The 12,415-nt window shown below is 68.5% G+C and carries 10 protein-coding genes and 1 pseudogene; 8 read left to right on the forward strand and 3 right to left on the reverse strand.

What is annotated here, in order from left to right:
* Window positions 1-80: 80 nt before the first annotated feature.
* Window positions 81-2,114, forward strand: coding sequence for an SGNH/GDSL hydrolase family protein (locus tag K9U37_RS07040; protein ID WP_372489412.1), 2,034 nt, complete (start codon window positions 81-83; stop codon window positions 2,112-2,114).
* A gap of 52 nt (window positions 2,115-2,166) precedes the next feature.
* Here K9U37_RS07040 and K9U37_RS20400 read toward each other — a convergent pair whose 3' ends face one another.
* A complete protein-coding gene (locus tag K9U37_RS20400; RefSeq protein WP_243071091.1) occupies window positions 2,167-2,430 on the reverse strand; it encodes a chorismate mutase in 264 nt (87 codons plus the stop codon).
* A gap of 241 nt (window positions 2,431-2,671) precedes the next feature.
* On the opposite strand from K9U37_RS20400, the gene pcrA reads away from it, so the two are divergent.
* Window positions 2,672-5,002 (forward strand): DNA helicase PcrA, encoded by a 2,331-nt coding sequence (gene pcrA / locus K9U37_RS07050; protein ID WP_243071092.1) that lies wholly within the window; start codon window positions 2,672-2,674, stop codon window positions 5,000-5,002.
* Window positions 5,003-5,004: 2 nt separating this feature from the next.
* Entirely contained in the window at window positions 5,005-5,961 is a 957-nt protein-coding gene (locus K9U37_RS07055) for a phosphatase PAP2 family protein (protein ID WP_243071093.1), read from the forward strand.
* Here the strand turns inward: K9U37_RS07055 and K9U37_RS07060 are convergent.
* Both K9U37_RS07060 and K9U37_RS07065 read right to left on the reverse strand, forming a co-directional pair.
* Entirely contained in the window at window positions 5,885-6,433 is a 549-nt protein-coding gene (locus K9U37_RS07060; protein WP_243071094.1) for a hypothetical protein, read from the reverse strand. The genes K9U37_RS07055 and K9U37_RS07060 overlap by 77 nt on opposite strands.
* A 76-nt stretch (window positions 6,434-6,509) precedes the next feature.
* Window positions 6,510-7,346 (reverse strand): M23 family metallopeptidase, encoded by an 837-nt coding sequence (locus K9U37_RS07065; RefSeq protein ID WP_243071095.1) that lies wholly within the window; start codon window positions 7,344-7,346, stop codon window positions 6,510-6,512.
* Between the two features lie 245 nt (window positions 7,347-7,591).
* On the opposite strand from K9U37_RS07065, the gene sucC reads away from it, so the two are divergent.
* The 5 genes and pseudogenes from sucC to K9U37_RS07090 all read left to right on the forward strand — a co-directional run bounded on the left by sucC (window position 7,592) and on the right by K9U37_RS07090 (window position 12,333).
* On the forward strand, window positions 7,592-8,755 hold the full coding sequence (gene sucC / locus K9U37_RS07070) for an ADP-forming succinate--CoA ligase subunit beta (protein ID WP_243071096.1): 1,164 nt from the start codon (window positions 7,592-7,594) through the stop codon (window positions 8,753-8,755).
* A gap of 14 nt (window positions 8,756-8,769) precedes the next feature.
* Entirely contained in the window at window positions 8,770-9,672 is a 903-nt protein-coding gene (sucD, locus tag K9U37_RS07075; protein WP_243071097.1) for a succinate--CoA ligase subunit alpha, read from the forward strand.
* Between the two features lie 30 nt (window positions 9,673-9,702).
* Window positions 9,703-9,929 (forward strand): annotated as a pseudogene (locus K9U37_RS07080) (dimethylsulfone monooxygenase SfnG); the annotation flags it as partial.
* Between the two features lie 168 nt (window positions 9,930-10,097).
* Window positions 10,098-10,901, forward strand: coding sequence for a DUF5336 domain-containing protein (locus tag K9U37_RS07085; protein WP_243071098.1), 804 nt, complete (start codon window positions 10,098-10,100; stop codon window positions 10,899-10,901).
* A gap of 46 nt (window positions 10,902-10,947) precedes the next feature.
* A complete protein-coding gene (locus tag K9U37_RS07090; RefSeq protein ID WP_243071099.1) occupies window positions 10,948-12,333 on the forward strand; it encodes a cell division protein PerM in 1,386 nt (461 codons plus the stop codon).
* The last annotated feature ends 82 nt before the right edge of the window (window positions 12,334-12,415 follow it).

Raw genomic sequence — 12,415 nt, forward strand, 5'->3', positions numbered from 1 at the left:
CCGGCCGGCGCCGCGCGCCGCCACCAATCCTCGGCCGCTGGCGCCTATAGTCACAATCCCGGACCGAGGGAGGGCTCACCGTGACGCCGGCGCCGGCGCGATCTACTGCGCACCGTCGATGGGTTGCCCCCACCCCTGATCGCGGCGCCCGCCGCAACCCGGTGCCATCACCGCGCTCCGGCGTTCCCGCACTCAACGGCCTCCGTGGTATCGCGGTCGCGCTCGTCCTCATCGGGCACGGCGGCATTCCGGGCGTCGGCGGTGGGTTCATCGGGGTCGACATCTTCTTCGTGCTCAGCGGGTTCCTCATCACCTCACTGCTGCTCGACGAGCTCGGGCGCACCGGCCGAATCAATCTGCGCGGCTTCTGGATCCGCCGGGCCCGACGCCTGTTGCCCGCGTTGCTCGCCATGGTGCTGGCCGTGGTGTTCGTCCGCGCACTGTTCCCCCCCGAGGCCGTCGAGACACTGCGCTCCGACGCCGTCGCGGCCTTCCTATGGGCAGCAAACTGGGCTTTCGTCGCGCAGAAGACCGACTACTTCAGCCAGGGGGCTACCCCGTCACCCCTGCAGCACACCTGGTCCCTGGGTGTGGAGGAGCAGTACTACCTGATCTGGCCCCTGCTTCTGGTCGCCACTGCGCTGCTGCTCGCCGCGATCGCGCGGCGCCGCAGCACGACCGCCACACTCGACGCGGTACGCGCAGCGGTGCTCGTCCTGGCCGGACTTGTCGCGGTGGCCTCGGCGATCGAGGCGGTACTGCTGTCCTCCGATGCGTCGCTCAACCGCGTCTACTTCGCGACCGACACCCGCGCCCAGGCGCTGTTGGTCGGCGCTGCCGCGGCAGCCCTCCTGGTGCGCGACTGGTCGGCGGTGCTGGCTGGATGGTCGCTGATCCGTTCGCGGTGGGTGAAGTGGGCCGCCCGCATCGTGCCGATCATCGGGTTGGTGGCCCTGGGCGTTGCAGTCCACGCCGCGACTGGAAGCGCCAGCGAGTTCCGGCGCGGTCTGCTGACCGTCGTGGCATTGGCCGCGGTCGCGGTGATCGTGCCGGTGGCACTCGACCAGGGCGGCCCGGTGGCGCGCGTGCTGTCGGTGCCGCCGCTGGTCTGGCTGGGCGTCATCTCCTACGGCGTGTACCTCTGGCACTGGCCGATCTTCTTGGCGCTCAACGGAGAACGTACGGGCTGGTCCGGTTACGGGCTGTTCGCCGCACGCTGCCTTGCGACCTTGGCGGCGGCGGCCGTGTCGTGGTGGCTGATCGAGCAGCCGATCCGCCGCTGGCGGCCGGTGCATGTCCCGATGCTGCGCTTCGCCGGTGCGACCGTCGTCACCGCGGTCACCGTGACCATGCTCGTCGTGCCGGTCGGGCTTCGGGGCGCCGACCGGGGGCCGGATGTGTCCTCGGCAGCGCTGGTCTCACCCGTCGAGATCGTCCGGCCGGCCCCGCCACCGCACGGCGCTCGGCTGAACACGGTGTCGGTGTTCGGCGACTCGGTTGCCTGGACGATCATGCGGTATCTGCCCCCTACGCCAGGCATCAGTTTCCTGGACCGCACCACCATCGGCTGCGGTGTGGTCCGCGGCGGTCCATACCGCTATTCCGGCCAGCAACTGGACCAGAAACTGGAGTGCGACACCTGGCCCGAACGCTGGGCCCAGCGCATCGCCCACGACCGCCCCGACGTCGTGCTCCTCGCGGTCGGGCGGTGGGAGACGGTGGACCGGATGTGGCGTGGGCAGTGGACACACATCGGCGACCCCGACTTCGACCAGTACCTGGTCGGCGAGCTGAAGCGGGCACTGGACATCCTGCAGTCGACCGGTGCGCGCATCGTGGTCACCACCGAGCCGTTCAACCGGCACGGCGAACGCGCCGACGGCAGCCTTTATCCCGAGGACCAGCCGAGTCGCGTCAAGCGCTGGAACTCGATGCTGCGCGACGTCGTGGCCGGGCGGAAGGGCGTCGACGTGCTCGATCTGAACAAGAAGCTGGGGCCGAACGGCAACTACACCGCCAAGATCAACGGGGTGCTCGTGCGCGGCGACGGCGTGCATCCCACCGCCAACGCGGTGACGTGGATGACGCCTTGGCTGGTGGACGCCGTCAGCTAGCGTCCGAGCCGGCGCGCCTCAGTCCCGAGCCGGCGCTGTCTGATGGCCGGCCTCAGTGCCCGAGCCGGCCCCTGCCCATGCGCAGCAGCAGCATCGCCAGATCTTTGCCGTCCTGACCCAACTCGCGGTAGCGCTCGATGACCTTCATCTCACGGCTGTGCACCAGGCGGGTTCCGCCGGAAGCCATCCTGGCCCGGCCGATCTCCTGCGAGACCTCGGTGCGGCGTTTGACCGCCGCCAAGATCTCCGCGTCGAGGCGGTCGATCTCCTGGCGCAGGGCGTCGATATCTGACATCTGCTCGGCTTCTACAGTCATGGCTCTGTTCTCCTCGTGTGTTTCGGTCTCATCGCGGTCCCGGACCTCACACAAGAGACGAGCCCCGGATCCGAATGCGGACCGCGGGGCTCTCGGGTTCGAGCAGCTATGCCTCCACGGGTACCGCGATCCGGTACCCGTGGAAAAATCGCTGCGGTGCAGTGAGCACGAAATGAGTGTGCCACCACGCGCCGCTCTTGTGCAAAAAACTGTCGCCATACAGCGGTAAGTTGGGTCAGACATGAGTGTGCACGTGACGGATTACAAGCCACCGGCCGAAGCTGCCGAACTCCTCGACGGCCTCAACCCGCAGCAGCGGCAGGCCGTGCTGCACGAGGGCACCCCGCTGCTGATCGTTGCCGGCGCCGGTTCGGGCAAGACTGCCGTGCTGACCCGCCGGATCGCCTACCTGCTGGCGGCCCGGGACGTCGGGCCGGGCCAGGTGCTGGCCATCACGTTCACCAACAAGGCCGCCGCGGAGATGCGCGAGCGGGTGGTCGCCCTGGTGGGCCCGCGGGCCCGCAACATGTGGGTGTCGACGTTCCACTCCACCTGTGTGCGGATCCTGCGCAATCAGGCCTCGCTGCTGCCCGGGCTGAACTCCAACTTCTCGATCTACGATGCCGATGATTCCCGCCGCCTGCTGCTGATGATCGGCAAGGACATGGGCCTGGACGTCAAGCGGTACTCGCCGCGGCTGCTGGCCAATGCGATCTCCAACCTCAAGAACGAGCTGATCACCCCCGAGCAGGCGGTCGCGGCGCTGGAGCCCGGGTCCGACGACCTAGCCCGCACCGTCGCCAGCGTCTTCGACGAGTACCAGCGTCGGCTGCGCGCGGCCAACGCGCTGGACTTCGACGACCTCATCGGCGAGACCGTCGCGGTGTTGCAGAACTACCCGCAGATCGCGCAGTACTACCGCCGCCGATTCCGGCACATCATGGTCGACGAGTACCAGGACACCAACCACGCGCAGTACGTCCTGGTTCGCGAGCTCGTCGGTGTGGGCGCGCCCGACACCGACACCGTGCCGCCCAGCGAGCTCTGCGTCGTCGGCGACGCGGACCAGTCCATCTACGCCTTCCGCGGCGCGACCATCCGCAATATCGAGGACTTCGAGCGGGACTTCCCGAACGCCACGACGATCCTGCTCGAGCAGAACTACCGCTCCACCCAGAACATCCTGTCGGCGGCCAACTCGGTGATCTCGCGCAACGCCAACCGCCGCGAGAAGCGGCTGTGGACCGACGCCGGCGAGGGTGAACTGATCGTCGGCTACGTCGCCGACAACGAGCACGACGAGGCCAGGTTCGTCGCCGGTGAGATCGACGCGCTGGCCGACCGCGGCGAGATCACCTACAACGACGTGGCGGTGTTCTACCGCACCAACAACTCGTCGCGCTCGCTGGAGGAGGTGTTCATCCGGGCCGGCGTCCCCTACAAGGTCGTCGGCGGCGTTCGGTTCTACGAGCGCAAGGAGATCCGCGACGTCGTCGCCTACCTGCGTGTGCTGGACAACCCCGGCGACGCAGTCAGCCTGCGACGCATCCTGAACACCCCGCGCCGCGGCATCGGCGATCGCGCCGAGGCCTGCGTCGCGGTGTACGCCGAGAACACCGGTTGCACCTTCGCCGACGCGCTGGCCGCCGCGGCCCAGGGCAAGGTGCCGATGCTGAACACCCGCTCGGAGAAGTCGATCGCCAGTTTCGTCAACCTGCTCGACGACCTGCGCGGCCGCCTCGACGACGAGCTCGGCGATCTTGTCGAAGCCGTCCTAGACCGCACCGGCTACCGCGCCGAACTGGAGTCCTCCAGCGACCCGCAGGATCTGGCCCGGCTGGACAACCTCAACGAATTGGTCAGCGTCGCACACGAATTCAGCACCGACCGGGCCAATGCTGCCGCGCTCGACGATGACACCGACACCGACGAGGACGTGCCCGAGACCGGGGTGCTCGCCGAGTTCCTCGAACGGGTGTCGCTGGTCGCCGACTCCGACGAGCTGCCCGAGCACGACTCGGGTGTGGTCACCATGATGACGCTGCACACCGCCAAGGGGCTGGAGTTCCCGGTCGTCTTCGTCACCGGCTGGGAGGACGGCATGTTCCCGCACATGCGGGCCCTCGGCGATCCCACGGAACTCTCCGAGGAACGTCGGCTCGCCTACGTCGGCATCACCAGGGCGCGCCAACGGCTTTATGTCACCCGCGCCAAGGTCCGCTCGTCGTGGGGTCAGCCCATGCTGAACCCCGAATCCCGTTTCCTGCATGAGATTCCCGAGCATCTCGTCGACTGGCGGCGTACCGACGCGACACCGACGCTCGGCGCCCCGGTCAGCGGTGCCGGCCGGTTCGGCACGCCCCGGCCCTCGCCTGTGCGCAGCTCCTCCGGCGGGGGCAAGCGGCCGCTGCTGGTGCTCGAAGCCGGCGACCGGGTCAACCATGACAAGTACGGACTTGGCCGCGTCGAAGAGGTGTCCGGCATGGGGGAGTCGGCGATGTCGCTCATCGACTTCGGTAGCGCCGGCCGGGTCAAGCTGATGCATAACCACGCCCCGCTGCAGAAGCTGTAGCCATGGAGCATTACGGGGCCGGCGGAATCGGCTTCGGGCCGGTCAGCATTCTGGTCGTCGCGTTGCTGTCCGCCTTCGTTCTGATAGCGGCGTGGGTGGCGCGCCGGCCCCAACTGCTTCCCCGGCTGTGGACCCGGATCCGCTGCTCGACGATGGCGGACTGGGCAGAGAGACACCTCGGCGGCCCCGCGAGGTCCCTGGCGCACCGCTACTCGCTCAGCGTCGTCGCAGGCTTGGCGCTGCTTGCCGGCTTCATCGTCGTGGCGGCACTGGCGACGGCCTTCGCCGAGGTGCTCGAGGACGTCCTTGTCGGTGACGGCATCAACGGTCTCGACGAGCCCGCCGCCCGCTGGCTGGCGACGCACCGTGACCCGTGGCTCACGTCCAGCCTGAAACTGGTTACGCGCCTGGGCAATTGGGAGTTCATCGGCGGCGGGGCCGTGCTGGTCACCGCAATCGTCGTGTGGCGGTCCAGGAAGTGGTTGCCCGCGGTACTCGCGTTGGTCGGCACCTGTGGGATCGGCCTGGTGATCGCCGCCGCCAAGGCGATCGTGGGCCGCAGCAGGCCTGGTTCGCCGTTCGCTGTGGTGTCCGAAGACGGATTCTCGTTCCCCTCCGGACACGCCACCGGCACCGCGGCCGTCGCGCTGATCTGCGCGTGGACGCTGACCCGGTGGGTGCTCACCTCATGGGCCGCCCGGGTGGCGGCGTGGGCCGTGGCTGTCGCCGTGACCGGCGCTGTGGGCTTTTCTCGGGTCTACCTCGGTGTGCACTACGTCAGTGACGTGCTTGCCGGCTGGTTTCTCGGTGCGGCCTGGGCCGGTTCGGTGATGCTCGTCGGCGCCTGGTGGGACGACACGTCTTCGGGCGGCGGACGCCGGCTCACCGGACGCGGCACCACCGCTTCGTCGAAGAATGCAGTGCCAGAGCAAGACTCGCCAGCGGCAGCACCGGGATGAGATAGACCGGCCAGGGGATTCGCGCTCCGGCAAGGAACACGCTACCGAAGGTCATCAGTGCCACCACCGCGCCGAAAGTGACGAGGTAGCGCCCCACCGACCGACGCAGCAGCAACAGGATCACGCCGGAGATCGTCGTTCCCGCGAACAACAGGGTGAGGAAACCGACTGCGACGCAGAACAATCGGTCGGTGCGCCACCATCCGGTGATCAGATCCGTGGCCACCACCGCCGTCGCCCAGCCGCTGATGATGCTGACGGCGCTGGCCGCTACCGCGGTGCGGCCGGTCGAGATGTCGATGACTGCCGGTGCCCGTGCGGGCACCGCCATCGGTTCGGCCCGCCGGATCAGCCCGGTCGGCACGTCCTCGAGCGGCGGAATGTGGGTGGTCTGCCCCTCGGCGATCGGCGGGATGGGACCCGTCGGAGCGCGCCGGATGATGCCGGTGCGGGTGTCATCGGGTTGGGGCATCGGCGCGGACGGCTGACGCCGGATGAGCGGCGGAGGCGAACTCGGCTGGGTCGGGTCGGTCGGGTGAGCCACCGGCTCAGCCGACGTACGGGCCCAGGGACAACCCCCGGGCGGCAAGCCACGGCACCGGGTCGATGTAGTTGGTGCCGTTCCGAAGAATCGAGAAGTGCAGGTGCGGTCCAGTCGAGTTGCCGCGGTTGCCGATGGTAGCGATCTGGTCGCCGGCGAAGACCCGCTGCCCGACCCGCACGGTCCAGGTGTTGACGTGGCCGTACAGCGATACCGAGCCGTCGGAATGCCGGATCTTCACCCAGGCGCCGAAGCCGGCAGTGGGCCCGGCGTCGGTGACCACTCCGTCCGACACCGCATAGATCGGGGTGCCGATCGGGCCGGCCAAGTCGATACCGGCGTGCAGAGCGCCCCACCGGTAACCGAAGCCGGAGGTGAACACGCCCTTGGTGGGAATCACGAACAGCGGCCGCTGCAACCGGGCTTCGCGCTCGGCGCGTTCCTGCGCGAAGGCCGCGCCCTTGGACAGCTCCTCGCTGTGCACGGCGGCGTCGGCGGCAGGTTTGACCGCGATCAGCTGCATCCCGCGCGGTGCGGCCGCAGCGCCGTCCATCGGCATCTTCTGGGCCGCCAGGACGGTCTGGGTGGTCGTATCGCCCGGTGGCTTGACGGCGGTGTAGGCGGCGGCCGCGGCGGCGCCGGCGGCCATCGCGACGATCATCACGCGCCCCTTGGCCGCGCTGGTCGGCTGCCTGCGGTGCTGCGGCGCGCGCGGCAGCATGTCGGTGATCTCGGTGTCGACGAACCGCGGCTGCTCGGCGCGCTCGGGGTCAAAAACCCTGGAAGCGGTGCGTGTGGTCCGAGTGTCTCCGGGGAGATTCGCGTCCGACCCGTGCTGCCGCAAACCAAAAGCCCCTCTAGTCGTGACCAAAGCGTTATCTAGACCCCAGAGACGGTAACCAACATCGGACACAGGTGGCAACCGATGCTCGTATTCCGCCGTGGATTGTGAGTTGAATCACTTCGGGCTCTCGGTGAGATGTGCCACAGGAGTGGTAGGCGGGGGCGGCGCCAGGATCGGGTCTAGATACAGTTCCCCCGGAGCGACTTCCCCCATTCAAATGTCAGCGCCGACCAGACAGTGAGCCCATGGATCTTTTCGAATATCAGGCGAAGGAACTGTTCGCCAAGCACAACGTTCCCACCACTCCGGGCCGTGTCACCGATTCGCCGGAGGACGCGAAGGCCATCGCCGAGGAGATCGGCAAGCCCGTGATGGTCAAGGCCCAGGTGAAGGCCGGCGGCCGCGGTAAGGCCGGCGGCGTCAAGTACGCAGCGACCCCCGAGGACGCCTACACCCACGCGAAGAACATCCTCGGCCTGGACATCAAGGGACACATCGTCAAGAAGTTGCTGGTCGCCGAGGCCAGCGACATCGCCGAGGAGTACTACATCTCCTTCCTGCTCGACCGCGCCAACCGCACCTACCTGGCCATGTGCTCGGTCGAGGGCGGTATGGAGATCGAGGAGGTGGCCGCCACCAAGCCCGAGCGGCTGGCCAAGGTGCCCGTCGACGCGGTCACCGGCGTGGACCTCGCCTTCGCCCGATCGATCGCCGAGCAGGGCCACCTACCCGCCGAGGTGCTCGACTCGGCCGCGGTGACCATCGCCAAGCTCTGGGAGGTCTTCGTCGCCGAAGACGCCACCCTGGTCGAGGTCAACCCGCTGGTGCGCACCCCCGACGATCAGATCCTGGCGCTGGACGGCAAGGTCACCCTGGACGCCAACGCCGACTTCCGGCACCCCGACCACGCCGAATTCGAGGACAAGGACGCCACCGACCCGCTCGAACTCAAGGCCAAGCAGAACGACCTCAACTACGTCAAGCTCGACGGGGCTGTCGGCATCATCGGCAATGGCGCAGGCCTGGTCATGTCCACTCTCGACGTGGTGGCCTACGCCGGTGAGAAGCACGGCGGGGTGAAGCCGGCCAACTTCCTCGACATCGGCGGCGGTGCCTCGGCCGAGGTCATGGCCGCCGGCCTGGACGTCATTCTGGGTGACAAGCAGGTCAAGAGCGTGTTCGTCAACGTCTTCGGCGGCATCACCGCCTGCGACGCGGTGGCCAACGGCATCGTCAAGGCACTGCAGATCCTCGGCGACGAGGCCAACAAGCCGCTCGTCGTCCGGTTGGACGGCAACAACGTCGAAGAAGGCCGCCGCATTCTGGCCGGGGCCAACCATCCGCTGGTGATCCAGGCCGAGACCATGGACGCCGGTGCCGACAAAGCCGCCGAGCTGGCGAACAAGTAAAGGACGCGCAATCAATGTCGATCTTTCTGAACAAGGATTCCAAGGTCATCGTCCAGGGCATCACCGGCGGTGAGGGCACCAAGCACACCGCGCTGATGCTCAAGGCCGGCACCCAGGTGGTCGGCGGCGTCAACGCCCGCAAGGCCGGCACGAAGGTCAGCCATAAGGACAAGGGCGGCAAGGACGTCGAACTCCCGGTGTTCGGCTCGGTGGCCGAGGCCATCAAAGAGACCGGCGCCGACGTCTCGATCGCCTTCGTCCCGCCGGCGTTCGCCAAGGACGCGATCATCGAGGCCATCGACGCCGAGATTCCGCTGCTGGTGGTCATCACCGAGGGAATCCCGGTGCAGGACACCGCTTATGCGTGGGCCTACAACGTCGACCACGGTCTGAAGACCCGGATCATCGGCCCGAACTGCCCGGGCATCATCACCCCCGGTGAGGCACTGGTCGGCATCACGCCCAACAACATCACCGGCAAGGGCCCCATCGGCCTGGTGTCGAAGTCCGGCACCCTGACCTACCAGATGATGTACGAGCTGCGCGATCTCGGCTTCTCCACCGCCATCGGCATCGGTGGCGACCCGGTCATCGGCACCACCCACATCGACGCCATCGAGGCGTTCGAGAAGGATCCCGAGACGAAGATCATCGTGATGATCGGCGAGATCGGCGGCGACGCCGAGGAGAAGGCGGGCGCCTACATCAAGGCCAACGTCTCCAAGCCGGTCGTCGGCTATGTCGCCGGCTTCACCGCGCCGGAGGGCAAGACCATGGGCCACGCCGGCGCCATCGTGTCCGACGGAGCGGGCACCGCGCAGGGCAAGAAGGAGGCCCTCGAGGCGGCCGGGGTCAAGGTCGGCAAGACGCCGTCGGCGACCGCCGCCCTGGCCAGGGAGATTCTGAAGAGCCTGTAGTCGCTGGCCGAGCAGTCCCCCGCAAGCGGCCTGGTGCAGTACAACGACGGGTTCCGCACGCAGCTGATCGGAACGCCCGAGCAGATCACCGAGCGCATCGCCGCCTACCGCAAGCGCGGTGTCGACCTCATCCTCGCGGCTTCCTGCACTTCCAGGAAGAGATCGAGTACTTCGGTGCGCGCGTTCTGCCTCTGGTGCGCGAAATCGAAGCGGCCGAGAGCGATTCGATCGGCGCGCCGCTGCTGGTCTCCGCCTGAGGCTCGCCGGCCGCTTGCCAACCTCCTGTGTGACACGCCGATGGTCGCCGCCCCTGCGGCGCTGTGCGCTAGCGTGGATGGTCGAACTGGGCCCATCGGTCCGGTCGCGCGCCACAACCGACGCAGCGCCGCACGGGAGCGCGGCGACACAAAGCTGAAGGAGAGGCCATGAGCTACCCGCCCACCAATCCGGACTACCCGCCGTCACAGCCGCCGCCCGGGCCGTACGGGGCGGCCGGACCGTCGTTCGCGCCGGCCGAGGCCGGTCTGAGCAGGCTGCCGATGTACCTGACCGTCGCGGTAGTGGTGCTTGGCTTGGCGGCCTACCTGGCCAGCTTCGGACCGGTGTTCACCGTCAGCGCCGGACTCGGCCCCTTCGCCGGTGCCCAACTCACTGGCAGCGGCGGTGGCTTCCCGGTCATCGCGGCGGTCCTGGCGGCGCTGCTGGCGGCGGTGAGCCTGCTGCCCAAGGCCAAGAACTACACCGCGGTCGTCGCGGCGGTGTCGGTGCTCGCGGTACTGCTGGTCATCGCACAGCTGGTCAGCAAGCCGACCGGCTTCTCCGTCGGCTGGGCGCTGTGGCTGGTGCTGGCGTTCACCTTGTTAGAAGCCTTGGCCGCGGTGGCGGTGCTGCTGGTCGAGTCCGGAATCATCTCCCCGCCCGCACCTCGTCCCCGCTACGACCAGTACGGCCAGTACGGACCGCCTCCCGGCGGCTACTACGGCCAGGGACCGGCGCAGCGGCCGAACTACCCGTCGCAGTACGGCGGCGGCTACTCCTCAGGCCCGTCCACCGGCGGCATCGGCTCGGTCGGGCCGCAGAGCGGTCCGCCCACCCCGCCCACCGGGTTCCCCAGCTTCAGTCCGCCGCCATCGGTTGGATCAGGTCAGCAGCAGCCGGCTACCGGGCAGCCCGGTCAGCAGTCGCAGGCGCCGTCATCGTCGCCGTCCCCCGGCCCGACCCCGTCCTAAGCCGCTCTTCGCGCATCACGTATAGCCAGCGCGACGAGTGACACGGATGGAGGATCAGCGGCCGGTCGGCGCGCACCAGGCGCGTGACCTGGTTCGGGTCGCGTTCGGCCCGTCTCTGGTTGCGCTCGCGGTGATCACGGCGGTGACGCTGCTGCAGCTGGTCATCGCCAACAGCGATATGACCGGCACGCTGGGGGCGGTCGCCAGCATGTGGCTGGCGGTTCACCAGGTGCCGATTTCGATCGCCGGCCACCAGCTGGCGGTGCTGCCGCTGCTGCCGGTGCTGCTGATGGTGTGGGGAACGGCGCGCACCACTGCGCAGGCGACCTCACCGCGGGCGTCATGGTTCGTGGTCCGCTGGATCGTCGGGTCCGCCCTCGGTGGTCCGCTGTTGATCGCGGCCATTGCACTGGCCGTCATTCACGACGCCTCATCGGTGATCACCGAGTTGCAGACACCCAGTGCGCTGCGGGCGTTTTCAGGTGTCCTCGTGGTGCACGCGATCGGGGCGCTTATCGGTGTCGGCGCGCAAGTCGGGCGACGGGCCGTCAGGTCGGCGGGCCTGCCCGGATGGCTGGGCGACACCGTCCAAGCGACGAAGGCCGGCCTGCTGGCTCTCTTCGGTCTGTCCGGCGCGGTGACTGCGGCCTCTCTGGTCGTGCACTGGGGCACCATGCACGAGTTGTACGCCATCACCGACTCGTTGTTCGGTCAGCTGAGCTTGACCTTGCTGTCGGCGCTGTATGCCCCCAACGTGATCGTCGGCACCGCGGCGGTGGCCGTCGGCTCCAGCGCTCACATCGGCTTTGCGACGTTCAGTTCGTTCACCGTGTTCGGCGGCGACATCCCGGCACTGCCGATTCTGGCGGCGGTGCCCACACCGCCGCTCGGACCGGTGTGGGTGGCGCTGCTGATCGTCGGTGCGGCCTCCGGCGTGGCGGTGGGTCAGCAGTGCGCGCGGCATCCGCTGCCGTTGCCTGCGGCGTCCGCCAAGCTGGCGGTCGCCTCGCTGCTCTCGGCGGCGACCATGGCCCTGCTGGGCTACGCCAGCGGCGGTCAGTTGGGCAACTTCGGGGACGTCGGCGTGGACCAGACGACGTTCGCCCCGGGAGTCTTCTTCTGGTTCTTCGTCGTCGGCGGTCTGACGGTCGTGATGTCGGGCGGGGTGACCCGTCGTCCCCGCCGGGTGGCCGCGGCGCCCGAGCCGGTCGCCGATGTCGAGGCGGAGCCACTAACCGTGCCGATGGTCTTCGGTGTGCCCGAGCCCGAGCCTGTTCAGGAACAGCCGCAGGCAGAACCCGAGCCGGAGCCGGAAGCGGAGCCCGAGCCGTCACCACCGCCGCGCCCGGTGCGACCCGCGCCCGGTCTCGAGGACGTCGAGGACCTGATGTTCGTCGACGACGACATCGAGCCCGACGAGCCCGCGCGCTGACCGTCAGCCGGGGGCGTCGCAGATCATCATGTGAGCCGGATGCCCGTCGATCGTCGGGGACGAACCACCGTTAGGCTCATCG

Origin of the sequence: Candidatus Mycolicibacterium alkanivorans (genome assembly GCF_022760805.1) — a bacterium.
Classification (GTDB): Bacteria; Actinomycetota; Actinomycetes; order Mycobacteriales; family Mycobacteriaceae; genus Mycobacterium; species Mycobacterium alkanivorans.